This is a genomic window from Mesorhizobium sp. B283B1A (assembly GCF_020165735.1).
GTDB lineage: Bacteria > Pseudomonadota > Alphaproteobacteria > Rhizobiales > Rhizobiaceae > Mesorhizobium > Mesorhizobium opportunistum.
In genome coordinates, this window is record NZ_JAIUIQ010000033.1 from 12,783 (window position 1) to 36,593 (window position 23,811).

26 protein-coding genes are annotated in these 23,811 nt (G+C 60.9%); 18 read left to right on the top strand and 8 right to left on the bottom strand.

All coding sequences use genetic code 11. The features are described from left to right. The first annotated feature begins 170 nt into the window (after positions 1 to 170). Both LB577_RS24045 and fixJ read left to right on the top strand, forming a co-directional pair. Complete coding sequence (locus LB577_RS24045; protein ID WP_023779511.1) at positions 171 to 1,727, top strand: PAS domain-containing sensor histidine kinase; 1,557 nt, start codon at positions 171 to 173, stop codon at positions 1,725 to 1,727. Then, positions 1,714 to 2,328, top strand: a complete 615-nt coding sequence (fixJ, locus tag LB577_RS24050; RefSeq protein ID WP_023765264.1) for a response regulator FixJ — start codon at positions 1,714 to 1,716, stop codon at positions 2,326 to 2,328. The genes LB577_RS24045 and fixJ overlap by 14 nt, the downstream gene beginning before the upstream one ends. On the opposite strand, the gene LB577_RS24055 is transcribed toward fixJ, so the two are convergent. Then, positions 2,325 to 2,591: a hypothetical protein gene (locus LB577_RS24055; RefSeq protein WP_318013555.1), complete on the bottom strand. Its 267-nt coding sequence runs from the start codon at positions 2,589 to 2,591 to the stop codon at positions 2,325 to 2,327. The genes fixJ and LB577_RS24055 overlap by 4 nt on opposite strands. Positions 2,592 to 2,926: 335 nt before the next feature. Between LB577_RS24055 and LB577_RS24060 the strand changes: the two genes are divergently transcribed. Next, a complete protein-coding gene (locus tag LB577_RS24060; protein WP_023765262.1) occupies positions 2,927 to 3,175 on the top strand; it encodes a lipoyl domain-containing protein in 249 nt (82 codons plus the stop codon). 21 nt (positions 3,176 to 3,196) lie between these two features. Next, the gene (locus LB577_RS24065) at positions 3,197 to 3,622 is read left to right on the top strand and encodes a translational machinery protein (RefSeq protein WP_156937936.1); all 426 of its coding nucleotides are present in this window, start codon (positions 3,197 to 3,199) and stop codon (positions 3,620 to 3,622) included. Between the two features lie 104 nt (positions 3,623 to 3,726). Here LB577_RS24065 and LB577_RS24070 read toward each other — a convergent pair whose 3' ends face one another. Both LB577_RS24070 and LB577_RS24075 read right to left on the bottom strand, forming a co-directional pair. Continuing rightward, complete coding sequence (locus tag LB577_RS24070; protein WP_224689172.1) at positions 3,727 to 4,068, bottom strand: c-type cytochrome; 342 nt, start codon at positions 4,066 to 4,068, stop codon at positions 3,727 to 3,729. Between the two features lie 28 nt (positions 4,069 to 4,096). Further along, positions 4,097 to 4,480, bottom strand: coding sequence for a phasin family protein (locus tag LB577_RS24075; protein ID WP_224689173.1), 384 nt, complete (start codon positions 4,478 to 4,480; stop codon positions 4,097 to 4,099). A gap of 225 nt (positions 4,481 to 4,705) precedes the next feature. Between LB577_RS24075 and LB577_RS24080 the strand changes: the two genes are divergently transcribed. After that, positions 4,706 to 4,957 (top strand): hypothetical protein, encoded by a 252-nt coding sequence (locus LB577_RS24080; RefSeq protein ID WP_224689175.1) that lies wholly within the window; start codon positions 4,706 to 4,708, stop codon positions 4,955 to 4,957. Positions 4,958 to 4,991: 34 nt separating this feature from the next. After that, a complete protein-coding gene (locus LB577_RS24085; protein ID WP_224689177.1) occupies positions 4,992 to 5,438 on the top strand; it encodes a pyridoxamine 5'-phosphate oxidase family protein in 447 nt (148 codons plus the stop codon). Positions 5,439 to 5,515: 77 nt separating this feature from the next. Here the strand turns inward: LB577_RS24085 and LB577_RS24090 are convergent, their stop codons facing one another. After that, positions 5,516 to 6,352 carry a universal stress protein gene (locus LB577_RS24090; protein WP_224689178.1) on the bottom strand — a complete coding sequence of 279 codons (837 nt, stop codon included), beginning with the start codon at positions 6,350 to 6,352 and terminating at the stop codon, positions 5,516 to 5,518. A gap of 175 nt (positions 6,353 to 6,527) precedes the next feature. On the opposite strand from LB577_RS24090, the gene LB577_RS24095 reads away from it, so the two are divergent. Both LB577_RS24095 and LB577_RS24100 read left to right on the top strand, forming a co-directional pair. After that, positions 6,528 to 6,926: a c-type cytochrome gene (locus LB577_RS24095; RefSeq protein WP_224689179.1), complete on the top strand. Its 399-nt coding sequence runs from the start codon at positions 6,528 to 6,530 to the stop codon at positions 6,924 to 6,926. Between the two features lie 51 nt (positions 6,927 to 6,977). Further along, the gene (locus tag LB577_RS24100) at positions 6,978 to 8,531 is read left to right on the top strand and encodes an AAA family ATPase (protein ID WP_224689180.1); all 1,554 of its coding nucleotides are present in this window, start codon (positions 6,978 to 6,980) and stop codon (positions 8,529 to 8,531) included. A gap of 18 nt (positions 8,532 to 8,549) precedes the next feature. On the opposite strand, the gene LB577_RS24105 is transcribed toward LB577_RS24100, so the two are convergent. Further along, the gene (locus tag LB577_RS24105; RefSeq protein ID WP_224689215.1) at positions 8,550 to 11,231 is read right to left on the bottom strand and encodes a bifunctional acetate--CoA ligase family protein/GNAT family N-acetyltransferase; all 2,682 of its coding nucleotides are present in this window, start codon (positions 11,229 to 11,231) and stop codon (positions 8,550 to 8,552) included. A gap of 166 nt (positions 11,232 to 11,397) precedes the next feature. Between LB577_RS24105 and LB577_RS24110 the strand changes: the two genes are divergently transcribed. The 4 genes from LB577_RS24110 (at position 11,398) to LB577_RS24125 (ending at position 15,468) form a co-directional block, all read left to right on the top strand. Then, the gene (locus LB577_RS24110) at positions 11,398 to 13,251 is read left to right on the top strand and encodes a heavy metal translocating P-type ATPase (RefSeq protein ID WP_224689216.1); all 1,854 of its coding nucleotides are present in this window, start codon (positions 11,398 to 11,400) and stop codon (positions 13,249 to 13,251) included. 28 nt (positions 13,252 to 13,279) lie between these two features. Next, complete coding sequence (trxC, locus tag LB577_RS24115; RefSeq protein WP_023765252.1) at positions 13,280 to 13,729, top strand: thioredoxin TrxC; 450 nt, start codon at positions 13,280 to 13,282, stop codon at positions 13,727 to 13,729. 13 nt (positions 13,730 to 13,742) lie between these two features. Beyond that, a complete protein-coding gene (locus tag LB577_RS24120; protein ID WP_224689181.1) occupies positions 13,743 to 14,996 on the top strand; it encodes an MgtC/SapB family protein in 1,254 nt (417 codons plus the stop codon). 85 nt (positions 14,997 to 15,081) lie between these two features. Further along, positions 15,082 to 15,468: a hypothetical protein gene (locus LB577_RS24125; RefSeq protein WP_224689182.1), complete on the top strand. Its 387-nt coding sequence runs from the start codon at positions 15,082 to 15,084 to the stop codon at positions 15,466 to 15,468. A gap of 113 nt (positions 15,469 to 15,581) precedes the next feature. Here the strand turns inward: LB577_RS24125 and LB577_RS24130 are convergent, their stop codons facing one another. Together LB577_RS24130 and LB577_RS24135 are read right to left on the bottom strand one after the other, a co-directional pair. Then, entirely contained in the window at positions 15,582 to 16,058 is a 477-nt protein-coding gene (locus LB577_RS24130) for a plastocyanin/azurin family copper-binding protein (RefSeq protein WP_140572579.1), read from the bottom strand. A 433-nt stretch (positions 16,059 to 16,491) separates the two neighbouring features. Continuing rightward, entirely contained in the window at positions 16,492 to 16,989 is a 498-nt protein-coding gene (locus tag LB577_RS24135; RefSeq protein WP_224689183.1) for a sulfocyanin-like copper-binding protein, read from the bottom strand. Positions 16,990 to 17,243: 254 nt separating this feature from the next. Here LB577_RS24135 and LB577_RS24140 point away from each other — a divergent pair, with 254 nt between their 5' ends. Together LB577_RS24140 and LB577_RS24145 are read left to right on the top strand one after the other, a co-directional pair. Next, a complete protein-coding gene (locus LB577_RS24140) occupies positions 17,244 to 17,522 on the top strand; it encodes a PepSY domain-containing protein (protein WP_023765247.1) in 279 nt (92 codons plus the stop codon). Next, the gene (locus LB577_RS24145) at positions 17,500 to 18,093 is read left to right on the top strand and encodes a cytochrome b/b6 domain-containing protein (protein ID WP_318013556.1); all 594 of its coding nucleotides are present in this window, start codon (positions 17,500 to 17,502) and stop codon (positions 18,091 to 18,093) included. The genes LB577_RS24140 and LB577_RS24145 overlap by 23 nt, the downstream gene beginning before the upstream one ends. Before the next feature lie 153 nt (positions 18,094 to 18,246). Here LB577_RS24145 and LB577_RS24150 read toward each other — a convergent pair whose 3' ends face one another. Further along, entirely contained in the window at positions 18,247 to 18,894 is a 648-nt protein-coding gene (locus LB577_RS24150; RefSeq protein WP_224689185.1) for a BON domain-containing protein, read from the bottom strand. A 227-nt stretch (positions 18,895 to 19,121) separates the two neighbouring features. On the opposite strand from LB577_RS24150, the gene arcD reads away from it, so the two are divergent. Genes arcD through arcC form a run of 4 tightly spaced genes read left to right on the top strand, consistent with a single transcriptional unit; the run spans position 19,122 to position 23,796 of the window. After that, positions 19,122 to 20,588, top strand: coding sequence for an arginine-ornithine antiporter (gene arcD / locus LB577_RS24155; protein WP_224689186.1), 1,467 nt, complete (start codon positions 19,122 to 19,124; stop codon positions 20,586 to 20,588). Then, positions 20,585 to 21,817: an arginine deiminase gene (locus LB577_RS24160; protein ID WP_224689188.1), complete on the top strand. Its 1,233-nt coding sequence runs from the start codon at positions 20,585 to 20,587 to the stop codon at positions 21,815 to 21,817. The genes arcD and LB577_RS24160 overlap by 4 nt, the downstream gene beginning before the upstream one ends. A 19-nt stretch (positions 21,818 to 21,836) precedes the next feature. Then, the gene (argF, locus tag LB577_RS24165) at positions 21,837 to 22,838 is read left to right on the top strand and encodes an ornithine carbamoyltransferase (protein ID WP_023779522.1); all 1,002 of its coding nucleotides are present in this window, start codon (positions 21,837 to 21,839) and stop codon (positions 22,836 to 22,838) included. A gap of 1 nt (position 22,839) precedes the next feature. Beyond that, positions 22,840 to 23,796, top strand: a complete 957-nt coding sequence (arcC, locus tag LB577_RS24170; protein WP_224689189.1) for a carbamate kinase — start codon at positions 22,840 to 22,842, stop codon at positions 23,794 to 23,796. The last annotated feature ends 15 nt before the right edge of the window (positions 23,797 to 23,811 follow it).

Genomic DNA, 23,811 nt, shown 5'->3' on the forward strand with positions numbered 1-23,811 from the left:
GCGATTTGGACGCGCTATGAATTGCATTCACTGGCGCTGGCTTCCTTGATGCGCGTCAAAGAACCGGCCAATTGCTTTTGCATCTACACTTCGGCCTCGATCCATTTTGTCTCTGATCGAAGAAGTGATAGTTAGGCCTTCTTTATGTGTCTCGAGACTAGGAACCGCAGGTGATCCAAGACGAAGCATTCAGTTTGACACCTGGCGGGACGACGCTGAAATCCCTGTTGTCGCAAATGTTCGAGCAAGCTCCCGGATTTATGGCCCTGATACGTGAGCCTGACCATGTATTCGTGCTGACCAATGCCGCCTACCAGCATCTCGTTGGCGATCGGCAGGTTATTGGAAAATCGGCGCGCGAGGCCTTTCCCGAACTCGAGAGGCACGAATTTCTCGAACGGCTCGACCGTGTGTATATGACCGGCCAGCCCTATAGCGGCAAAGGCGTGAAGGTCGGCTTCCGCAACAGCAGTGATGGGCCAATTGAAGAGCGCATCCTGGATTTTGTCTATCAGCCGATCAAGGCCGACGATGGGCGAATTACCGCCATCTTCATTGAAGGCACGGATGTCAGCGACCTCTCATTTGCGAATGCTGCGCTTCTGTTGCGCGAAGATCATCTGCGTTCAATCTTGGCGACCGTGCCCGATGCGATGGTCGTCATCGACGAGCAAGGCAGTATCCAGTCCTTCAGCACGGCTGCCGAAACGCTGTTCGGTTACCAGTCAGGCGAGGTCATCGGACGGAATGTCAAAATGCTGATGCCGGCGCCATATCGCGAAGAGCACGATGCCTATCTGCTTCGGTACCTGACGACGGGAGAGCGCCGGATCATCGGGCTCGGCCGCACCGTGACCGGGGCGCGCAAGGATGGCACGACTTTCCCGATGGAACTTTCCGTCGGCGAAATGCACCCGGGAACCGGACGCTTCTTTACCGGCTTTTGCCGCGACCTGACCGAACGTCATCGCGCGGAAGCAAGAATTCAGGAACAGCAGCAGGAGCTTCTGCACATGGCGCGGTTTACCGCGCTTGGCGAGATGGCATCGACGCTTGCCCATGAGATCAACCAACCGCTGACAGCCATCACGAACTACCTGAAGGGCAGCCGACGGCTTCTCGAGAATAGCGAGGAAAAGAACGCGCCGATGCTGCGGGATGCCGTGGAAAAGGCGGCCGAGCAGGCCCTGCGGGCAGGTGATGTCATTCGACATCTGCGCGATTTTGTTGCCAGGGGCGAAAGCGAGCGTCAGGTGGAACGACTGCCGGCGCTGATTGAGGAGGCCTCGTCGCTCGCCTTGGTCGGCGCAAGGGAGATCAATGTCCAGGTCAGCTACAAGCTCGATCCTGCCGCGGAACTGGTGTTGACCGACCGCATTCAGATTCAGCAGGTTCTGCTCAATCTGATGCGCAACGCGGTGGAGGCCATGCAGGAAACGCCGCGCCGTGAATTGAAAATCACAACCGTTGCCCGGGATGATGGCATGGCTGAAGTGAGCGTGATCGATACCGGTCCGGGGCTCGCGCCCGAGGTTTCGGCGCAACTCTTCCAGCCATTTGTGACCACCAAGAAGCAGGGTATGGGTGTCGGCCTCTCCATCTGCCGCACCATCGTTGAATCGCACGGCGGTCACATCTGGGCCGAGGCAATGGCAACGGGTGGCACCGCTTTTCGGTTCACCTTACGCATCATTGAGAAGGATGAGGTCACAAATGGCCGACAGTGATCTGGTCCACGTCGTCGACGACGATGTGGATGTTCGCAAGTCGCTTGGCTTTCTGCTGGCAACGGCTGACTTTGCCGTGCGCCTGCATGAATCGGCGACCGCTTTTCTCGCAGCAGCGAGTGGCCATCTCGACGGCTGCATCGTTACTGACGTGCGCATGCCGGGAATAGACGGCATCGAATTGCTACGGCAACTCAGAACAGGTGGACATAAGATTCCGGTCATCGTCATGACCGGCCATGCCGACGTGGCGCTCGCCGTTCAGGCCATGAAGGAAGGCGCTTCCGATTTCATCGAAAAGCCGTTCGACGACGAGATGCTGATCCTGGCGATCCGCTCTGCACTGGCCAACCGGAACGAGGCGAACGCGGCGCATCCCCAGTCTGCGGATATCCGCGAGCGTCTGTCGACCTTGTCAGACCGCGAGCACCAGGTGCTGGACGGGCTTGTTTCCGGTCTGCCCAACAAGACGATCGCCTACGATCTGGGGATCAGTCCGCGCACGGTCGAAATCCACCGGGCCAATGTGATGAGCAAAATGGCGGCGAGCAGCCTGTCGCACCTGGTGCGTATGGCGCTGATCGTGGAATCCAGATCTTAAGGAGAGTCCTCGAGAGGTTTGCGAATCCTGACTTCGGTCCCTTCCCAGTCGCGCCAATGGGTCGGTCGGATATCGACACGGGCACCACTGGCAGCATTCTTCCAGCCCTCCTTCTCCCTTCTGCAGGCAAACACAAGCGCGTGCTCGCCGTCTTCGTCGATGACGGCCAGTTTGAGATCGCGACCAAAGGGAGCACTTAGGATTGGTTCCCACATCGCATCAAAATCTTCGCAAATGATGTGGTACGCTTTGATCTGCATCATTTTCTGAAATCGTCTGCCACGCAGGCGCTATTGCCGGCGTCGAACCGATGTCGATAACGGTTCCTACCGCAGACGCCATCATATGCCGGTCGCGGGCAACGCAATTGATCGATCGCAGCGCCCATACCGGCTCCGACGTCCATGGCGATAGGCACCTGAACTGATTCATGGCCTCGCTTTGGCGATGCTCGGCCATCTTAAGCGGGCTGCCTAACCAGAATTTGGCCCGCGTCAAACACCGTACAATCGCGGCATCTGCGTCATAGGCCGATTGATCGTGATCAAGGACTGCGCCGCGCAGGGGCATATCGTTCGACGCTACAGGGAGAATCGCGATGCACTATATCAAGGTTGATGAAGCGCTATGGGCGTCCAGCATGTTGCCGGAGGGCATCCTGGAACGCTGGTTCATTGCCAGCGGTGACACAATCAAGGCCGGAGAACGCATAGCTGAAGTTCGCGTTGAGGACGCACTGCACGAGATTGTCGCGCCGGCAGCTGGTCGCGCGACCATTGTCGCATCAGCGAGTGCGGTCATTGAACCTGGGTCTGTCCTGGCAATCCTGGAGTCGCAGCCGGCTTAACGCCGTCGGTGACTCCGGAGAATGATTGCATTTACCCCTCAACGATATACGCAAGGATGTTCCGGAATGCAGACCCAACATGCCGTCGCCTGGCTGGACCATCGCGAAGCCAAAGTGTTCTTCTTCAATCGCGAGACAACCGAAAGCCTGAAGCTTGCCACCACGCTTGCGCATCATCAAATCCACAACAAGGCAGGCACCATCGATGGCAAGCGTGCGCCGGAAGACCAGTCCTTCTACCACGACATCGTCACAGCCCTGCAGCCGGCGAAGGAATGGCTAATCGTAGGGCCGGGATCGGCAAAAGACGAGCTGGCAAAACATATACGCGACCGCCACTTGAACGATCGTATCGTCGGCGTCGAGCCTGCCGATCATCCTACGGAGGCCCAGATCGTGGCGCATGCTCGCTCGTTCTTCCATGCCGCCGACCGGATGTTGCCCTAGTCGCTTCGCCGGGTTTGCGGCTCGCAATCAGCCGCGAGATCGATCGCCTCCTTGGCACGACTGATGCACCAAGGCTCGATCGCCTGCAGCATTTGAAGCGTGGGTCACGGCTCCTGCAGGGTGCTGATGTAAGCGATGATTGCCTCGATCTGGTCGGGGCTTGCGATCCACTCAGGCATGTCCGGGTGGCCAGTCGAAATCCCCTCGGCGAGGGCCTCCTCGAGATCAGTGATCGGATAGCGCTTTGACAAGGTACGGAACGCCGGGGCGTCAGGATGATTGCTCGCGTCGGTTTTTCCAATGGCGTGGCAGCGGGCGCAATTGACTTCCACCAACCCCTTGCCATGCTCCGTCACGCTGTCGGCCGAGGCGGGCTGCACATATCCGAGTAACACCAGTGCGAGTACGGAAGCCTTAAGACGACGATGCCTGTAAACGGTGTTCATGTTGTCTGACGATCTCCGCATTGCCGGTCTACGCGACTGTCTTCGCCGCGGCATTCTCGATCGCGATCCTGGCGCCCTTGCGCATCTGTCTGGCTGTTTCGGAGGCAAGCCGGGAGGTCAGTGTGGCGACCTTGCCAGCTTCGGTCACGTATTGCGATGTCGCATTCTGCAGGAAAGCGGCGAAGGTGTCGACGGCGTCATTGAACTGCGTACCCGTGATCAAGTCATCGGCCAGTTTGGCGTCCTGTTCACAACGATGCTTCAGAAACGCCAGCGCCTGGACGTTATAGCGCATCATCGCCTTGAAGGCGTGCATCTGAAGGGATGCAGCAGTGAGGAAGAATTTCTGGCCATTCTCCGCCATCGGCAACAACGGCATGTCCAAAGACAACAGTTCGGTCCGAGTGTGCATTATCGATTGCTCCGTTCTGACGTCATGCAAAGGAAAGCCGCCAACTGGCAAATCTGACGCCATTCCTCGCCATGTCCTTGATCAGGATCAACCGTTTCACCCCTGCCCGAAATGCAGAGCCGGCAACGGACCTCGATGCCGCGCTGATACGCATCAAGGTGTTCGTCGCCTTTTTGGGCTAACTCGCTTCCTGCCCTCAAGCGACGGTCACCGAGGCAAATCATCGTGGCAGTCCCTCTTTCACCGCAGGAGACAGTTGCTGACCTGGCACGGGAAGCCGATCGTGTGGTCTGCCTTAGTCAGCCAGGAGATTTCCGTGCCCTGGGCTATTTGCTATATTTGCTTTTTCCTCCGCTCTCCGACAGCGATGTCGCCGCTGCGATGGACGAGGCTATTCGGTCGCGCAAAAAGCCTGATAGCATCGAAGTGCGCAACACGCCGCTGGCCATGGCTCAAAAGCCACCACAAAATCAATGACACGGGACAACCGTGAGAAATAGGAGGTCACGTCATGCTGATCCGCACGCTTTCTGCCTTGGAATGCACGAAAATCCTGACGGCCAATCGCGTTGGCCGCCTGGCATGCGCAAGGGATAAGCAGCCCTACGTCGTGCCCATTCACTACGCCCATGCGGATGCCCATCTTTACGCGTTCTCAATGCCGGGCAAGAAGATCGATTGGATGCGCGCCAATCCGCTGGTGTGCATCCAAGTCGACGAACATGGCCAGGGCCGCGGATGGAAAAGCGTCGTTGTTGACGGCCGATATGAAGAATTGCCTGACCGGATCGGCCACAAGCTCCAGCGGGACCATGCCTGGTCGGTGTTGAGCAAGCACTCCGACTGGTGGGAGCCGGGCTCACTCAAGCCCGTCATTCCCCCCACGGCCGACAGTGCACCGCATGTTTTCTTTCGTATCCTGATCGAGCAGGTATCCGGACGGGAAGCGAGCGAGTAGTCGGCCCATCAAGTCTTGCGAGTGACGAAAAGGGCCGGCGCAATCTGCACCGGTCCTTTTCTCCTCCCGTTGAATTGCTATCGCGCCATCAAGACCGGCAACGACTGACCCGCAAGCATTGACTTGGTGACACCTCCGAAAATGCGTTCGCGCAACCGGGAGTGACCATAGGCGCCCATCACCATCAACTCTGCAGCAACATCGACAGCATGCTGGCTAAGCACGTCGGCAACCGAATGGTTCGCGCTCGGCAGCCGGTCGACCGTAACCTTCACGCCGTGCCGGGCAAGATAGGCCGCGGCGTCTGCACCTGGCTCCTCACCATGATGGAACTCATTTTCAATGGGATCGACGATGACAAGGCGCACATCTTCGGCGCCTTTCAGCATGTCGAGCGACTCGCGGACGGCGCGCGATGACTCAAGACGGGCGTCCCATGCAACGAGGATGCGTTTCGCCTTCAGCGTCGGGCGCGAGCCCTCGGGAACAAGCAGAATGGGCTTTCCCGATGAAAACAGTGTTCCCTCGATGACTTTGTCCCTCAGCGCATGGCTTGCCAGCAGATCCGGTCCCAGAATGGTCAGGTCGGCGTAGCGGGCACGCCTTCCGATGACGTCGTCTGCCCATCCCATGTCGGGATAGTCGTCACTCAGATCAGCAGACACGGCGCTCTGGGCGAGAAACCCGGCGACGTTCGCAATTCGTTTCTCGAGCCTTTTCAACTCGGCCTGCCGTTCCTCAAGCCAGGCAGGCGAGACGACAGCGGCATACTCGCCGCCCGAGGGCGGTGATGCCAGTTCGAGCACGAGCACGGAGAGATGGGCACCGACCTGTTCGCAAAGGTTGGCGGCGAGCTTCAGATCGCCCTCGCCCTGGTTCGGTCCGGTAACCGTAAGCAGTGTCTTGAATGTCACGGCGGCAACTCCTGATTTCGATTGAAGGGTCAGTCGTGGTTTTCAGTCACTAGCGAGGACGGCCAGCGCGTTCATTGAGTTGAATCAAACACCGTGACCGCGGCGGCATTGATCCGCATCAACGCGCTGCCAAAGCGAGGCGGTAGATTTCAGCCAATCAATCGAGGAAACACACATGAGATTCCTGATCGCGGCGGCTCTGGCAGGATTGGTTTTTGACGCAGCCAGTGCCCAGGAACTCGGTGACGGCAAGGCGGAATACATGAACTCATGCGCCGTCTGCCATGGCCCGGATGGCAAGGGGGATGGACCGTTGGGCGACGAACTGTTGAAGCGGCCGAGCGACCTGACGCGCCTCTCCAGGCGCAATGGCGGCGAATTCCCTTACTGGCGCGTCTTTGCCATGATCGATGGCCGCGGCATGGTGCCCGCGCATGGCGATCGCGATATGCCGGTGTGGGGCAACCAGTTCCTGCCTGGCGAGGTGACGAAATATGGCCCTAACGCCGGCGAAATCGTCACCAGGGAGCGTATCCATGATCTGGCCGGTTATGTCGAGACGCTGCAGCAATGAAGCAGAAGGCGCAGTCGGTCTCCGCGCGACAAGGCGTCGAAGAGGCCGGACATGATTGTTGACGACCAGCAAGCCGCTGCCGCGTTTCTGCTCGATCCTGCCTCGTATGGCGCAACCGGACCCGTCGAGGGGATCGAGACCCACATTTCACTCATCTTCCTGGTTGGCCAACGCGCCTATAAGATGAAACGGGCGGTCAAGCTGCCCTATGTCGATTTCTCGACGCCGACGCTGAGGCTGGCCGCTTGCGAAAAAGAGGTGGAACTCAACTCGAAAACCGCACCCGGCCTCTATCTGGGAGTGCGGCGCGTCACACGCGAGGCGGATGGCAAATTGGCTTTTGACGGCGCTGGCCAGATGGTCGACGCGGTGATCGAGATGGTCCGCTTCGACCAATCCAAGCTTCTTGATCGCATGGCTGCCGCGGGAGAATTGACGCAGGTGCTGATGACCGCGGTTGCGCGCATGATCGTCGGATACCACCGTGCCGCGCCGACAATCCACAATGGCAGCGGGTCGTCCAACATGGCTGGCGTGCTCGACATCAACGAGGCCGCCTTTGCCACCAGCCACATTTTCACGAAACCGGAGGTCAAGACCCTTGCAAAGGCCTTCCGCACCGCCCTCGTCCGCCACTCCGGACTGCTCGACCGCCGCGAAGCCGCAGGCAAGATTCGCCGGTGCCATGGCGACCTGCACCTGCGCAACATCTGCCTTTTCGACGGCGAGCCCCGCCTCTTCGATTGTATCGAATTCAACGACCAGATCGCCAGCATCGACGTTTTGTACGACCTTGCCTTCCTGCTGATGGACCTTTGGCACCAGGGGTTTCCGGAGCTCGCCAATCTTGTGATGAACCGCTATCTCGACGAAGCCGACGATGAGGACGGTTTCATCCTGCTGCCCTTTTTCATGGCGGTGCGGGCTGCCGTGCGCGCCCACGTCACAGCGACCCAGGTCGAGCAAAGCGGTGCCGGTAGCGACAAATTGGCTGCCGAAGCCAGATCCTATTTCGACCTGGCCCAAGCATTGCTCCAAGAAACGCCTCCGCTAGTCGTTGCGATTGGTGGCCTGAGTGGCTCCGGCAAGACGACCATTGCCGAGGCGCTCGCCGCCCAGATCGGTGCACCGCCCGGCGCCCGCATTGTCGAAAGCGACCGCATCCGCAAAGCGATGCATGGCGTGCCGGCCGAAACGCGGCTGCCGAACAAGGCCTATCGACCTGAGGTCTCCGAACGGGTCTACAACGAAATGGCATGGCGCGCCGGCCTGATCCTCTCCGAGGGTGGCTCGGTTGTAGCTGATGCGGTTTTCGACAGACCGGCCGATCGTGAGCGAATTGAAAAGGCGGCACGCGACCGGGGCATCCCATTCTCCGGTTTCTGGCTGGAGGCGGATCCACTCGTCCTTTGGCAGCGGGTCAGTGAACGCAAGGGCGGCCCCTCGGACGCCACGGGGGATATCCTGTCGCGTCAATTGCAGCGAAATGTCAGCCAGGCCACCTGGCGCAAGACCGAGTCCGATCGAAAGCTCGTCGACATCGTCGCGGAGTTGAGGAGATGTTGCGAGCGCGATGCTTCGCAGACCCTGCGCACGGCCTCCTGACTGTTGCGGATGATCGCCTCAACAGAGTTCGAGCTTGGCCTCGACAAGGCCGGGCTCGTTCGGAAGATGCATGATGGAGAAGCCGAATTCACGGCACATTGCCAGCATCTTGCTGTTTTCACTAAGCACGATGCCCTGGATGCGGCGGATCCCATCGGCCTTTGCATAGTCGACGATCTGGCTGAGCAACTCCCAACCCAGGCCCTGCCCCTGTAAGTCCGTCCGAACCAGCAATGCGTATTCCGCGCTGACGTGGTCGGGATCGCAGGATAGACGGCTGATGCCCGCCAAAGCGCCAGTGCGTGTCTCCAGCGCGACGAAGGCCATGTTGCGATCGTAGTCGAGCTGGGTGAGCCGCTTCAACATCTGGTCGGAGAAGCTTTTGCGCGGCGACAGAAAACGCAGGCGCAAATCGTCAGGCGAAATCCTGGCAAGGAATTCGGGATAGAGCGCGATGTCGGCCGGCTTGATCGGGCGGATGCTGTAGTGGGTGTCGCCCACTGAAAACGTCTTCTCCCAACCCGACGGATAAGGCCTGATGGCAAGTGCCGGGTTCGGCCCGGCCGCTTCCACCCGTTCCGGTTCGATCTCGATGCGGGCGTCAAGCGCAATCACGCCCTCGGCGTCGGCCAGCAGCGGATTGATGTCCAACGAAACCAGGCACGGAAAGTCGATGATCATCTGCGACAGGCCGGTGAGTGCTGCAATGATCGATTGCCTGTCCGCCGGCTCGCGATCGCGGAACCCGGCGAGCAGGCGGCCGATCCGCGTTTGCCTGATCAGGTCATCGGAAAGAACGTCGTCGAGCGGCGGCAACCCGATCGCGGTATCGTCCATCACCTCGACCGCAACGCCACCGGCTCCAAACAGGATGACCGGGCCGAAAATCGGATCGCGGCTCATGCCGAGGATGAGTTCCTGCGCCTGTTTCCGCACCACCATGGGCTGAACGGCATACCCTTCAATATCGACTTGCGGAGCGTGGCTGAGCACACGCGCCTCGATTGAGCGTGCGGCCTCCCCGGCGGCGGCAGAGCTAGCAATGCCAAGCACCACCCCGCCAATGTCCGACTTGTGCGAGATCGCCTTGGACAACAACTTGACGACGGCCTGCGCGGACGTCTTGAGGAGCCGGCCAGCAGCCGCTTCCACTTCGACAGGAGATCTGGCGACGATCGTCTCGGGCACCGGAATGCCGTAGGCGGAAATCGCCGCCTTGGCTTCGGGCTCGGTCAGCATTCGCCGGCCGCCTTTTGCGACCTGCCTGAATATGGCAAGCACGGCTTCTCGGCCGCTTCCAGCGTCCTCGCTGCGACTCGACGGCGTGCGCATCAATGCCCGCTGAGCCCGCGACCATTCGCTCAGGTAGGAGACGGCCGTTGCGGCATCGGAGGGCGTTTCGAAGCTTGCAATACCGGCATCCTGAAGAACACGCCGCCCTTCGCGAGCCGTGTGTTCGCCAAGCCAGCAGGTCAGGATCGGTTTGCCGCCGATCTTGCCGTCCTGCGCGAGCGCCGCCACCGCGCTTGCCGCGCCAAGCGGCGAGCCGAGCCCGGTCGGGCAGTTCATGACCAGGACGACGTCGGTTCCAGCATCGGCCGCCACGGCCTCGGTCGCGACCCGATAGCGCTCTGGCGGGGCATCGCCGATAATGTCGATCGGATTGGCGTGGGACCAGGTGCTCGGCAGGACGGCATTCAGGCGGGCGATCGTTTCCGGCGACAGTTCGGCCAGTTCCCCGTTGCCTTCGATGAGTTGATCCACGGCAAGCACGCCGGCGCCGCCGCCATTGGTGACGATGCCGACACGGGCTCGTTCTAGCGGAACGAAACGAGCGGTCGTTTCAACCGCATCGAACAACTCGGTGAGGCCTTTGACGCGCAGTATGCCAGCGCGCTGCAAGGCCGCATCGACGACACGATCCGCCCCCGACAGCGCGCCGGTATGGGTCGCAGCCGCTTTGGCCGATTGCTCGTGCCGGCCAGACTTGATCGCGATCACCGGCTTGATGCGTGCCGCCGCACGGGCGGCCGAGATGAACTTGCGCGGGTTGGGAATGGTTTCGAGATACATTACGATGGCGCGTGTGTGGATGTCGCCCGCCAGCATGTCCAGACAATCTCCCACGTCGACATCCGCCATGTCGCCCAGAGAGACGATCTGCGAGAAACCGACATGGTTGTCAGCCGCCCAATCGATCAGCGACGTGGCGATGGCGCCTGATTGCGACAGCAGTGCGATGTTGCCGGGTCTGGCGGCCATATGCGCAAATCCGGCATCGAGCCGTAATGGCGGGATCATCAGACCGACCGTGTTCGGCCCAATGATGCGGAAAACAGTGGGCTTGGCCGCATCGAGCATCGCCTGGCGCAGACCGTTTTCGTGCGTCAACCCGGCGGTGATGACAACCGCCGCCCGCGTGCCCTTTTCAGCAAGGTCGCGCACGATGGCGGGGACTGTCCCAGGCGGCGTCACGATGACACCAAGGTCTGGAACACCCGGAAGATCGGCCGCCTTGGCATAGCATTGCCGACCGGCCACTTGCGAATATTTCGGATTGACCGGCCAGATCTCGCCCTCGAAGCCGCCGCTGACGATATTGTCGAAGACGACGCGGCCGACAGAGCCGTCGCGCTCCGATGCCCCGAACACGGCAACGGACTTTGGGGTGAACGCATGTTCGAGATTTCGGATCGTCACCCTCATGCCCTCTTGTTCGTAGCGATGATCGCCCGTCGATCTTGCCCGTTCGTTGCGTTGGATCAAAGCGTTCTCCGGTTCTCGCTATTAGCTGTTGCGCGAGTTCGACGCGCCCCGTCAGCGCTGGCGAAGATTGGCGAGCATCGATCAAATCGAAAGGCATCGCATGAACGAGTCCACCTTGCGACGCGCATTGCTGGTCATTGCCATCCTGGGTCTCGCTATAGGGATTGGAGCGTGGCGAATCGGGCTCGGCCCGCTTGAAGCCAACACGATCTGGACGGTGGCGACCTTGCCCGTGGTGGCGGCTCTCGCCATCTCTATCCTGCGTGATTTCTGGATAGGCCGCTTCGGTGTCGATGCGATTGCGCTGGTGTCAATGTCCGCCGCGCTGCTGCTTGGACAACCCCTCGCGGCAGTGGTGGTCGCGATCATGTATGCCGGCGGCACAGTGCTTGAGGATTTCGCTCGCGGCCGCGCCGAACGGAACCTCAAGGCATTGACCGACCGATCGCCGCGTGTCGCCCATCGGACGTCAACCCGAGGGACAGAGAGCATCTCTGTCGAAGACGTAGCTGTCGGTGATGAGCTGTTGGTTCGTGCCGGCGAACTGCTTCCTGTTGACGGCATTCTGCTCGATGCTTCGGCCTCTCTCGACGAGTCGGCGGTGAGCGGAGAACCCCTGCCGGAACGGCGCAGCGCAGGCGATATGCTGCACAGCGGCACCGTCAATGCCGGCGAGACCTTCAACATGCGGGCTTCTGCCCTCGCGGAACAAAGCACTTATGCGGCGATCGTGCGCATGGTCGCTGCAGCGCAGACCGCTAAATCCCCGTTCATTCGCATGGCCGACCGCTTTGCCCTGTTCCTTCTGCCGGTCACATTGCTGGTTTCCGGTGTCGCCTGGTATGTTTCCGGCGACCCAATCAGAGCGCTTGCGGTGTTGGTTGTCGCAACGCCCTGCCCGCTCATCCTCGCCGCGCCCGTTGCCTTCATCGGTGGCGTCTCGCGCGCCGCGCGTGCTGGCATCCTGATGAAAGGCAGCACGGCGTTGGAGGCGCTTGCGCAAGTCCGAACCGCGATCTTCGACAAGACGGGGACCTTGACCATCGGCGGCGCCGAGCTCATCGAAATAGAAGCTGCACCCGGCCGTGACGCCAACCATCTGCTGCAGCTGCTCGCATCCCTGGAGCAGGCCTCGCACCATGTGCTCGCCGACTCCGTCGTCCGGGCGGCGCGCGGCAGACAGCTGATGCTTTCGCATCCGCATGATGTCAGCGAGCATCGCGGCGCGGGCCTGAAGGGCCGGGTCGAAAACATGTCTATTGCCGCAGGATCGCGGGCTCTCGTGCTCGCCGACCAGCCGCTGCCCGGCTGGGCGAAAAGCGGCGAAGAAAAATACCGCGACAATCCGGTGCTTAGGGTTTTTGTCGCCGTCGGTGGAGAGCTTGCCGGGATTTTTACGTTCGGGGATGCCCTGCGCGTTGACGCGCGCGACACAATCGGCAAGCTACGCAAGGCGGGCATCAAGCGCATGATTATGCTCACGGGCGACGACGGCGTGGCGGCCGAGCGGATTTCACGCTTGCTCGCCCTCGATGTCGTCGTCGCCGACGCGACCCCTGCCGAAAAGGTCGCCGCGGTCGAGGCCGAGAAAGCGCAGGCGCCCACAATGATGGTCGGCGACGGCATCAACGATGCCCCTGCGCTTGCGGCGGCAACGGTCGGTGTCGCCATGGGCGCACGGGGTGCCACCGCCGCCTCCGAGGCGGCGGACGTCATCGTGCTGACCGACAGGCTGCAGCCCGTCGCCGATGCAGTCCGGATTGCACGGCGAACGCGATCGATCGCCTTGCAGAGCATCATCGCCGGGCTGGCGTTGTCCGGGCTGGCAATGATCGCAGCGGCCATGGGGCAGATCACGCCGGTTGCCGGAGCGCTGCTTCAGGAAGGGATCGACGTGGCGGTTATCCTGAACGCGTTGCGCACCCTTGGCGACGGGCATCTGCGGCGCGCATAGTGATCGAGAACAAAATCGGTGAATGGCCATGGCACAGCAAAATCTGGTGGTTTGCAGCAAATGCGGTGGGGTCAACCGCCTGCCACCCGCTCGCAATGCCAGTGAGGCAAAATGCGGAAGGTGCGGGACCAGGCTGTTTTCGGGGCATCCCGAAGATGTCGACGCCGCTGGTTTCGATCATCAGATCGCGCGCAGCAGCCTGCCCGTTGTCGTCGACATCTGGGCACCCTGGTGCGGCCCCTGCAAGATGATGGCACCGGCCTATGAAGCGGCGGCAAGTGAACTGGAGCCCCATGTTCGCCTGATCAAACTCAATTCCGACAATGAGCAGGCTGTCGCGGCCAGGCTCGGCATCCGTGGCATCCCGACCATGATCCTGTTCCATGGCGGGCGCGAAGTCGCGCGCACATCCGGCGCAATGACGGCAGGCCAGATTGTCAGGTGGGTACGTGACCGTCTGCCAACGGTCACCGCCTGAAGTCGTCGCGCCAATGGATCCGCTCATCGCCCGGCTTGGACTGGCGCTCGCAATTGGGCTTCTTGTCGGCCTGGAGCGTGGTTGGCAGGAGCGGGATGCGCCCGATCGCAGTCGCACAGCTGGCATCCGGACATTCGGCATTTCCGGCCTGCTTGGTGGCGTGCTCGCGGCGCTGGCGAGTGCACTAGGCTCGGTGTCGGTGCTGGTCGGCGGCTTCATCGCCTTTGCGGCAATCTTCGCCTTGTACAAGGCGCGCGAGGCTGCCCATGACCAAGATTTCAGCGTGACGAGCGTGATCGCGGGCCTAGGCGTCTTTGCCCTTGGGTCACTTTCCGTCGCCGGCGATTATCGGGCCGCTGCCGCCGGTGGCGCGGCATTGGCGGCAATCCTGGCCAGCCGCGAGATCCTGCACGGTCTTTTGAAGCGACTGACCTGGGTGGAACTTCGTTCCGCGCTCATATTGGCAGTGATGACGGCCATCGTCTTGCCCTTGCTGCCAAACCGGACGATGGACCCGTGGGGCGGTTTCAATCCGTGGGAGGTCTGGTTCCTGACGGTGCTGATGGCCTCGATATCATTCGCCGGCTATGTCGCCGTTCGCCTATTGGGAACCACGCGTGGTCTGCTGGTCAGTTCGCTCTCCGGTGCGATCGTTTCTTCCACCGCCGTAACCATGGCGCTTGCCCGCAACGCGATGTCGGCAAGCAACCCCCTGCCGCTTGCCGGAGCCGCTTCGCTTGCTGCCATGGTTTCGGTGCTCCGCGTTTGTGCCGTGGTCCTGATCATCGAGCCAAGCGTGTTCTCTTCGGCCGGCATTCCGGCGATTGCCGCGGCGCTCGCCTTCGCTATCTGCGGAGCATTACTGCTCGCGCATGACAGCGGAAATAATGAAGGCAGCGCTATCGCGCGCAACCCATTCGAGTTGGGTCCGCTGCTGCTGTTCGCCCTGCTGTTTGCGGTTGTCGCGACCGCAAGCGCTGCGTTGGCAGCTCAATTCGGCGGCCGCGGCTTGCTGGGTACCTCGGCGCTGGCAGGCACTTTCGATGTTGACGTCTCGGTGCTCAGTGCCTTGCGACTGATCAAGCATTCGGTCCCAATCGGGACGGTGAGCCAGGCCGTGCTGGTGGCGCTGGCCGCAAACGCGCTCGGCCGCCTGTCGTTCGCAGTATTTGCCGGTCCGGTCAGATTCTGGTTGCCACTCGCTGCCGCAACCCTGGTCGCCGCGACCCTGGGCATCTGCACCTTCTTGTTACTCGGTTCTGGATAGAAGTGCTGCTCCCGCAGTCTTGTTTGACGCGGATCAAGGGCCGCGCCCTAAAACCGCTCCATGAAACTCCGTGAAGGAGTTTGCCATGCCCAGTCTGAAAGACCTCACCCCGAATTTCCGCAATGTCCGGTTGCTGCTCGCCCGCGAGAAGGGTCATCCGGCAGGCGACCGCGAAGAAGGCTATGACATGCTCGCTCCATTGACCGGCGAAGGCCGGCTCGATGCGGAAGAGTGGAAATCGCACAAGGGCTCTTGCCGTGTTCGCCGGTTTCGTACCGGTGAGGAAGATCTGGTCGGAAGACTGAGGCGCAAGCCCGGCGGGCAATGGTATTTCGACTATGCCGAAGGCGATCGCGACGACGAAATAGGTTTTCATCTCGGCGAGGAACGGTTCGTCACCGGTGAATATGTGTCGATTGCGCGCAACGGCGCAATGCACACCTACCAGGTGGCAAGGGTCGAGCGGCCCTGATGGCTGCCTATAGGCGGGTCGCTCGAGTTCGATTCTGATCGGGACAACGACGTATACGAAATCAAAAAAACCGCCGCGCCTTTGGCGCGGCGGGTGCCTCATCAAACCACGGCCTATTTGACCAGGATTGTCGCCCACATTCCGTTCATGAAATGGCCGGGAATGTTGCAAAAGACAGCATAGTTTCCGGGCTTGAGGTCGAGCGTCAGCGATCCGGTTTTGCCCGGATCAAGTTCAGAGACCTCGCCGAGATGGCCCGCCGCATCCTCATTGACGCGATTTTCATTTGCCACATAGGGCAGCGCAGTCTTTTTGACATCGGTCACCGGCACCACAATCATCTCGTGGACTGCGTCCTTGGAGCTGTTTTGAACCTCGAAGGTCACCTTGCCCGCAGGCACGACGGTTTGATCCAGCTTGATCCTCATCGTCGCCATGCTCATGTTTGCGGGCATGCCCATTCCCATCTTTGCGTCGGGGTTCGCGACGCCTCCCTTGTCCCACAGCTTGACGTTTACGATCGTGTTGGCGGAGGCGGGTGCCGACACGGCTAGAAGAACGAGGACCAGTCCGGTCTTGAAAGGTTGCATGTTCGAAAGGCTCCTGATCGCTTGCGGCGACCCCCACAAACGCGTGTTTGGCGAATCATTGATGGTCGCGGCACCCGGCTAGAACAGCCAAGCTGACAACGCGCTGACAGCGGAGGCAGGCGACCAAGGATGAGGCCGCACCTTCATCAGACGTGGCTAAACCGCCTCACGGTCGCTCCGTTGCGTCATCGTTTCCGTGCGCTATTTGTCGGATAGGTTCGCACGGTAGGCCCCTCGCTTCGCGAAAAATCTGGTCGGAGCATGATCAAGGGTGAAAACGCAAAACTGAGCTGACGCAACATCGCCTGATGATCTGTCTGCGCACCAAGCCCGGTTCGCATTCTCGATGATCGCGAGGCTTAAGACGGTCCGTCAAGTTCGGCATGGTCGCTGGCATCAACGATAAGACCTACGCGACCTGGATCCCGCAGGGTTACGGATCGACGGTGAATTCGGCCCACATGCCGGCGCCATAGTGACCTGGCACGTTGCAGATGAGCAGGTATTTTCCAGCTTTCAGTTCGACGGTCAAAGTGCCTGATTTGCCAGGATCGAGCTCCGAAACTTCGCCCTTGTCGCCGGCTTTGTCTTCGTCGACCCGGTTCTCGGCCTCAACGTAAGGAAGCGGCTTGCTGGGATCGGCAAGGTACATCACGATCATTTCGTGAACGGTGTCCTTGGAGTCATTCCTCACTTTGAATGTGACCTCCCCGGCCTTCACCGCACCGGGCAAGGCCTTGATGCCCATGGTCGCCTTGGCGAGATCGAGCCCCGGCGCCGCATAGGCAAGACCCATCGGCATCTCCGTGCTGGCGCCCTTGTCCCACAGGGAGACTTGAACAAGCGCGGCTGCCTGGACGGCGCCGGCATTGCCGGCCATGAGCATTGCGGCAGCGAGTCCGAGCGCTGCACTCCTCAATATGGCTTTCATTGCGATCTCCTCCAGAACAGCAGCAAAAACGCTTCCCATCCCGACCGCGATCCTGCCCGTATAGCCGCACGCCGTCCTTGCGCCAGATCAAACCGGCTTCTGCAAGGTCGATCGGCGGCGCCGATACAACTGTCAGCCAGTTGTCAGCTTGAATTGATTATTTCGCACCAATGACGGTGAAATCGCCGTCTGACAGAACCGATCGAAACCCAGCAGGCGCGACATCTGCGCCCAAACTCCCGAATGGAGCCATCATGTATCGCACACTCATTATCGCCGCTCTCGCTGGCGTCGTTGCGGGGCCAGCCCTCGCCGCCGGCGGCAGCTGCAGCACCGCCCCGAAATCACAGTTCAAGCCCAAGGCAACGCTCGAGACGCAATTGACCGGCGAAGGTCTCACCGTCCGCCAGATCAAGGTGGAGAAAGGCTGCTATGAAGTCTACGCGGTGGACAAGGCCGGCAAGAAGGTGAACCTGGCCTACAATGCCGAGACCCTTGAAAAGCTCGACAATGCCGAAGCCGGTGAAAACTGATCGGATCATTTCGGCCGCGGACGCGCATCCATCTCCGGAGATGGTGCGCGTCTGGGACCGGGTCGTGCGCAGCTTCCACTGGGCGCTGGTGCTAAGCTTCGTAACGGCTTGGCTCACTTCTCATTCTTCGGAGGACATCCACCATTGGGCGGGCTATGTCGCGGCCGCCCTCGTATCGATGCGGCTTTTGTGGGGTGTCATCGGGACGCCCTATGCGCGCTTCACGCAATTTCTGCGCGACCCAGCGACGGTGGTGCAATACCTGTTGGCGATACTGAGTGGTCGCGAGGCCCGCTATATCGGCCACAATCCGGCAGGTGGGGCGATGGTGATCGTGCTGATCGCAGCCATGGCTTTAACCGCCCTTACCGGATGGCTGATGACCACGGACGCCTTTTTCGGCGTGTCGTGGGTCGAAGCGGCGCACAGCCTCGCCGCGCACGGCTTGTTGCTGCTTATTTTACTCCACATCGGCGGTGTCGTGCTGGCAAGCTTTCGCCATCGCGAAAACCTGGTTAGAGCCATGGTTACAGGGCAAAAGCGCAAGGCAGAGCCGGCCGATATCGCGTGAGCCTGATCTCACCCGACCCAGGTGCGAAATCGAGCCTGTCGATTCGGCGTCCGACCTTTTCGAGCGCCATCGCGCTCATGACACGCTCCTGAGTGGAGCGAGGGACAAGGGAAGCGGGATCATGATCGGCTTCCCTTTTGAAGTTCCGATGCATCAGGCGATTGTAATGCGGTCTTCGACCATACGCACTCCGGGCACAGCCCAGGCGGCGCGCTCGGTTGTGCGACGTTCGGCCCAGCTGTTGACCCTACCCTTCAACGTGACCTTGCCGTCGGATACGTTGACTTCTATCGCTCTCGACTCGACTTCGGCGCTGCGTTTCAACGCGTCCTCGATGCGTTTTTTCACATCCGATGCCGTTGCGTGCGGCAGCACCTCGATGCTGTTGTGAACCCCGAGCACGCCTGCCAGATATCGGATGGCGGCAAACGCTGCCGATCTCTGGTACTGCCACTCCACCTTGCCGGTGAGCGTCACCCAGCCATTCTGGACCCGCACCTGTACGGCGCCATCCGGCACGACCGTATTCCAGCTGATCGAGTGCAGAGCGCGCTTGGCAATTTCGTCGTCGGCAGTCAGATTGCTGCCGGCAGGCCGGACTTCGATTTCCTGCGCGATACCCTTCACACCCTTGACGCGGCGTACCGCCTCTTCCGCGGTCGCCTTTTGCGCATAGGTCGACACATGGCCGGTCAGCGTGACCACGCCGTTGTCCACGGCGACGCCAATGTTGGCCGCGTCGATGCTTGGCTGGAACTCCAGTTCATCGATGATGTCCTGCCTCAAAATATTGTTGTTCATGGTTGCATCTCTTCTTGTGAGCGGGCCACGCTCGCCCGGTTGAACGAACCGACAATGGAGTGCCGAGTTCGTGTCGACGTTGATGACGATCAAACGATCGCTGGTTGAGCGCGATGCGTGACCTCAACGCACAGCTTTGGAAATTACCTCTTGTTTGACCCGCATCAAAGTTGGCAGTGCGGAACTCCTGTCTATTGCCTCCCATCGCCTCAATTTGGGAGAGCATCATGACTACGGCGGACATCAACATTCCTGTTCGGAAAGTCGCGACCGCGTTGCCGTCAAAACTTCGATTGGGTTCCCTGACCGCACTGGTGATCGGCTCGATGGTCGGCTCCGGAGTGTTCAGCCTGCCGCAGAACATGGCGGCAGGTGCTGGTCCCTTGGCCATCCTCATTGGCTGGGCGATCACTGCGGCCGGCATGCTGGCGCTCGTCTTCGTCTATCAATCGCTTGCCACCCGCAAACCCGAACTCGACGCTGGACCCTACGCCTACGCCAAGGCCGGCTTCGGTCCTTTCATCGGTTTCAACAGCGCCTGGGGCTATTGGATCAGCGCCTGGGTCGGCAATGTCTCCTATGCAGTGATCGTATTCAGCGCCCTGTCGTACTTCTTCCCAGCCTTCGGTGACGGAAACACCTGGCAGGCCGTGCTCGGCGCATCGATCCTGCTGTGGCTGATTCACAGCTTGATTCTTGCCGGCATCCGTCAGGCCGCGGTCATAAACCTGATCGTCACGGTGGCAAAGATCGCTCCGATCGTCCTGTTCGTCGGGGTTGTTGCCGTCGCCTTCAAACTTCAGGTCTGGTCGCTCGACTTCACCGGTCTGGGCAACGCCAGTCTCGGCTCGATCACCGCGCAAGTGAAGAGCACGATGCTGGTGACGCTGTGGGTGTTCATCGGCATCGAAGGCGCCAGCGTATATTCCGGCCGTGCCGAGCGCCGCAAGGATATCGCCACGGCGACAGTTCTCGGCTTCGTCACTTGCCTCGCGCTCTATGCGCTGGTGTCGTTGCTGTCGCTCGGCATCCTGAGCCAGCCTGAGCTCGCCGCGCTGAAGAACCCCTCGATGGCCGGCGTGCTGGAGGCGGTTGTCGGGCCTTGGGGCGCCATCCTCATCAACATCGCGCTTGTCGTGTCGGTGGTCGGCGCCTTCCTGAGCTGGACGCTGCTTGCCGCCGAAATTCCGCATGCCGCCGCCAAGGACGGCACGATGCCGAATTTCTTCGGCACAGAGAACGAACGCGGCGTGCCGTCGACTTCGCTGTTGATCACCAACCTGCTCGTCCAGGCATTCCTGGTCATCACGCTCTTCGCGCAAAGCACCTACCAGGCGCTGTTCTACATCGCATCGGCCGCAATCTTGGTGCCTTACATATTTTCCGGAGCCTACGCGGCCAAGCTCGCGTTGACCGGAGAGAGTTATGGCAGCGGCGAGCAACGCGTCGGTCCTCTGTTCGCCGGACTGCTGGCGACGGTCTACGGGCTGTGGCTCGTTTACGCGGCCGGCCCGACATACCTCTTCATGGCCGCGATGCTCTATGCCCCGGGCATTATCTTCTACGTCTGGGCGCGCCGCGAGGCCGACGAGAAGAGCTTCACATTCATCGAGGGATTGCTTGCCGTGGCCCTGGTCGCCGCCGGTGTCGCCGCAGCCTACCTCATCTGGAACGGGAGCATTAGCCCACTATGAACGCACCTATTACCACGACCAAGCTTGGCGCTTTTTCTGAAGTCGGTCGACTCCGCGAGGTGCTCGTCCACCGCCCCGACCTCAGCCTGCAAAGGCTGACACCGGAGAACTGTAAGGCGCTGCTCTTCGACGATGTCCTTTGGGTCAAGAAGGCACGTCAGGAGCATGATGTTTTCGTCGATGCGTTGCGTGAGCGGGGCGTGCTGGTGCATTCGTTCGGGAGACTACTGGCCGAGACGCTCGGCCTGGTCGAGGCCCGTGAATGGCTTCTCGATCGTCGGGTCCATCCCGGCGTCGTCGGGCTCGACATGGTCGACGAACTGCGCGGATGGCTCGATGAAATGCCGTCAGAGTTGCTTGCCTCCTACCTTGTCGGGGGCATTGCCCGGGCGGAGCTTCCTTTCGAGCCCAAGGGCCTGACGGGAATGACGCTCGCCCCCCAGGATTTTGTGCTGCCGCCATTGCCGAACCAGCTGTTCACCCGCGACAGTTCCTGCTGGATCTACGGCTCCGTCTCCGTCAATTCCATGTATTGGGTGGCGCGGCGCCCCGAAGCGGCCAATGTCGAGGCTGTCTACCGCTTCCATCCTCGCTTTCGCGACAGCGGTATTCCTTTCGTGTCGCCGGACCTGGGGACCGGCACCAGCCTTGAAGGCGGCGACGTTATGCCTATTGGTAGCGGGACTGTTCTCGTCGGCATGGGGGAGCGCACCACGCCGCAAGCCGTTGGCGATCTGGCCCGCAAGCTGTTTGCAGCCGGCGAGGCGACACGCGTGATTGCCGCCTTGATGCCGCGCGACCGCAGTTTCATGCATCTCGACACCGTCTTCACCTTCTGCGATCGCGATCTTGTGACCTTGTATCCGCCGGTGGTCGACCGGTTGCGCACCTTCTCGCTGCGTCCTGGCGATGGCGAGGCGGCGGTCGACATCACCGATGAGGCAAAACCATTCACGGCTGTTGTTGCCGAAGCCCTTGGGCTGAAAACGCTGCGCATCATCGCCACCGGTGGCGACCGCTACGAGGCCGAGCGCGAACAATGGGACGATGGCAACAATGTCGTTGCGGTCGGGCCCGGCGTGGTCATCGGCTACGACCGCAACGTCTACACCAACACGCTTTTGCGCCACGCAGGTGTCGAAGTGATCACCGTCGAGGGGGCTGAACTCAGCCGCGGCCGCGGCGGCGGCCATTGTATGACCTGTCCGATCGCTCGCGACGCGATTTGATACCTGAAAGGAATTCTCCATGTCGACCAATCTTCACGGCCGCTCCGTCCTGACGCTGGACGATCTCAGCGCCGAGGAAATCCGCTTTCTTCTCAAGCTGGCCGCCGATCTCAAGGCGGCCAAGCTCGCCGGTCACGAGATACCGCGTCTGGTCAGGAAAAACATAGCCCTGATCTTCGAGAAGGATTCGACGCGCACGCGCACGGGTTTCGAAGTCGCGGCCTACGACCAGGGCGCGCACGTCACTTACTTTGGCCCCAGCGGCAGCCATATTGGCCACAAAGAATCCATGAAGGATACAGCGCGTGTGCTCGGCCGCATGTATGACGCGATCGAATATCGCGGCTTTGGCCAGCACCAGGCTGAATTGCTTGCCGCGCATGCCGGCGTGCCCGTCTACAACGGCCTCACCGACGAAGCGCATCCGACGCAGATCCTCGCCGACCTCATGACCATGCGCGAATACACGCACAAGCATCTTTCGGACATGACAGTCACCTTCGTCGGTGAAGGCCGGGACAATGTCGCGTTGTCGCTGGCACTAGGCGCAGCCAAGGTCGGTATCGACATGCGCATCGCTTCGCCGAAGGAACTTTGGCCAGACGAGGAATTCTGCGCCCATGTCCGGAACCTGGCTCAACGCAGCGGTGGCCGTTTCCGGCTCGACGAGAATGTGACGGCCTGCGTCCAGGAGGCAGATTTCATCTACACCGACGTGTGGATGTCGATGGGCGAGGACAAATCGGCCTGGGCCGAGCGCATCCGGCTTTTGGCGCCCTACCGCGTCACCAGCGAGGTGATGGCTGCCGCCGGCAATCCCCATGTCAAATTCATGCATTGCCTTCCGGCATTCCACGACACCGATACCGAGATCGGCGCATTCATCGCGAAGGAATATGGCATCGATTGCATGGAGGTCACCGACGAGGTGTTCGAATCGGCTGCGTCGATCGTCTTTGACCAAGCCGAAAACCGGATGCACACGATCAAGGCGCTGCTCGTCGCCACGATCGGCAACTGAGATGCTTATCGTCGTTGCGCTCGGCGGAAACGCACTGCTGCGCCGAGGAGAACCGATGACGGCGGAGAATCAGCGCGCCAACATCAAACGCGCCGCATCCGTGCTCGCGGAACTCATCGGCGAAGGACACTCGGTTGTAGTTACGCACGGCAACGGCCCGCAAGTGGGCCTGCTCGCGCTCCAGGCGGCTGCCAACCCGGGCGACGGGGCGTTTCCACTCGACGTGCTCGGGGCCGAGAGCGCCGGCATGATCGGATATGTGATCGAGCAGGAACTCGGCAACCTCCTCAAGCGAAGGCTGTTCGCGACCCTGCTGACACAGGTGACAGTGGACCCGCACGATCCGGCTTTCGTTCATCCGACGAAGCCGATCGGTCCGGTCTACGATGAGGCAACCGCACATAGGCTTGCCAATGAGCGAGGCTGGCAGATAGCGCCCGATGGCGACAAATGGCGCCGCGTCGTGCCTTCGCCCAAGCCGCTGGTGATCCTGGAAGCATCGGTGATCTCGTTCCTGGTCGAGCGCGGCGTGATCGTCATCTGCACCGGCGGCGGCGGGGTTCCAGTAATAGCCCGTGACGACGGCAGTCTTTGCGGTGTGGAAGCGGTCATCGACAAGGATCTGGCAAGCTCGCTTCTCGCTCGCGAGTTGAAGGCGGACATGCTGCTGATGCTGACGGATGTCGACGCCGTCTATGCCGACTACGGAACAGCAGCCGCTCGGGCACTCCGGAGCGTGAGCCCCAAGGAGCTATCGGGGAGGACTTTTCCGGCCGGCTCCATGGGGCCAAAGGTCAGCGCTGCAATCGAATTCATTGAAGCGACAGGCAAGTCTGCTGCAATCGGCAAGCTCGATAACGCCCTTGAAATTGTCAGAGGGCAACGCGGCACCTGGTTCGAAGCCAGCGCTCTATTCCCCCAGAAACCTTGGGCTACCGGCACGACACCGAGGACGTAATTGGTGCCATAGCCT

What these genes read in the sequence shown, in the direction of transcription:
- fixJ (WP_023765264.1), top strand. Translation starts at nt 1,714, where the DNA reads ATGGCCGACAGTGATCTGGTCCACGTCGTCGACGACGATGTGGATGTT.
- LB577_RS24055 (WP_318013555.1), bottom strand. Translation starts at nt 2,591, where the DNA reads ATGATGCAGATCAAAGCGTACCACATCATTTGCGAAGATTTTGATGCG.
- LB577_RS24060 (WP_023765262.1), top strand. Translation starts at nt 2,927, where the DNA reads ATGCACTATATCAAGGTTGATGAAGCGCTATGGGCGTCCAGCATGTTG.
- LB577_RS24065 (WP_156937936.1), top strand. Translation starts at nt 3,197, where the DNA reads ATGATTGCATTTACCCCTCAACGATATACGCAAGGATGTTCCGGAATG.
- LB577_RS24070 (WP_224689172.1), bottom strand. Translation starts at nt 4,068, where the DNA reads ATGAACACCGTTTACAGGCATCGTCGTCTTAAGGCTTCCGTACTCGCA.
- LB577_RS24075 (WP_224689173.1), bottom strand. Translation starts at nt 4,480, where the DNA reads ATGCACACTCGGACCGAACTGTTGTCTTTGGACATGCCGTTGTTGCCG.
- LB577_RS24085 (WP_224689177.1), top strand. Translation starts at nt 4,992, where the DNA reads ATGCTGATCCGCACGCTTTCTGCCTTGGAATGCACGAAAATCCTGACG.
- LB577_RS24095 (WP_224689179.1), top strand. Translation starts at nt 6,528, where the DNA reads ATGAGATTCCTGATCGCGGCGGCTCTGGCAGGATTGGTTTTTGACGCA.
- LB577_RS24100 (WP_224689180.1), top strand. Translation starts at nt 6,978, where the DNA reads ATGATTGTTGACGACCAGCAAGCCGCTGCCGCGTTTCTGCTCGATCCT.
- LB577_RS24110 (WP_224689216.1), top strand. Translation starts at nt 11,398, where the DNA reads ATGAACGAGTCCACCTTGCGACGCGCATTGCTGGTCATTGCCATCCTG.
- trxC (WP_023765252.1), top strand. Translation starts at nt 13,280, where the DNA reads ATGGCACAGCAAAATCTGGTGGTTTGCAGCAAATGCGGTGGGGTCAAC.
- LB577_RS24120 (WP_224689181.1), top strand. Translation starts at nt 13,743, where the DNA reads ATGGATCCGCTCATCGCCCGGCTTGGACTGGCGCTCGCAATTGGGCTT.
- LB577_RS24125 (WP_224689182.1), top strand. Translation starts at nt 15,082, where the DNA reads ATGCCCAGTCTGAAAGACCTCACCCCGAATTTCCGCAATGTCCGGTTG.
- LB577_RS24130 (WP_140572579.1), bottom strand. Translation starts at nt 16,058, where the DNA reads ATGCAACCTTTCAAGACCGGACTGGTCCTCGTTCTTCTAGCCGTGTCG.
- LB577_RS24135 (WP_224689183.1), bottom strand. Translation starts at nt 16,989, where the DNA reads ATGAAAGCCATATTGAGGAGTGCAGCGCTCGGACTCGCTGCCGCAATG.
- LB577_RS24140 (WP_023765247.1), top strand. Translation starts at nt 17,244, where the DNA reads ATGTATCGCACACTCATTATCGCCGCTCTCGCTGGCGTCGTTGCGGGG.
- LB577_RS24145 (WP_318013556.1), top strand. Translation starts at nt 17,500, where the DNA reads ATGCCGAAGCCGGTGAAAACTGATCGGATCATTTCGGCCGCGGACGCG.
- LB577_RS24150 (WP_224689185.1), bottom strand. Translation starts at nt 18,894, where the DNA reads ATGAACAACAATATTTTGAGGCAGGACATCATCGATGAACTGGAGTTC.
- arcD (WP_224689186.1), top strand. Translation starts at nt 19,122, where the DNA reads ATGACTACGGCGGACATCAACATTCCTGTTCGGAAAGTCGCGACCGCG.
- LB577_RS24160 (WP_224689188.1), top strand. Translation starts at nt 20,585, where the DNA reads ATGAACGCACCTATTACCACGACCAAGCTTGGCGCTTTTTCTGAAGTC.
- argF (WP_023779522.1), top strand. Translation starts at nt 21,837, where the DNA reads ATGTCGACCAATCTTCACGGCCGCTCCGTCCTGACGCTGGACGATCTC.
- arcC (WP_224689189.1), top strand. Translation starts at nt 22,840, where the DNA reads ATGCTTATCGTCGTTGCGCTCGGCGGAAACGCACTGCTGCGCCGAGGA.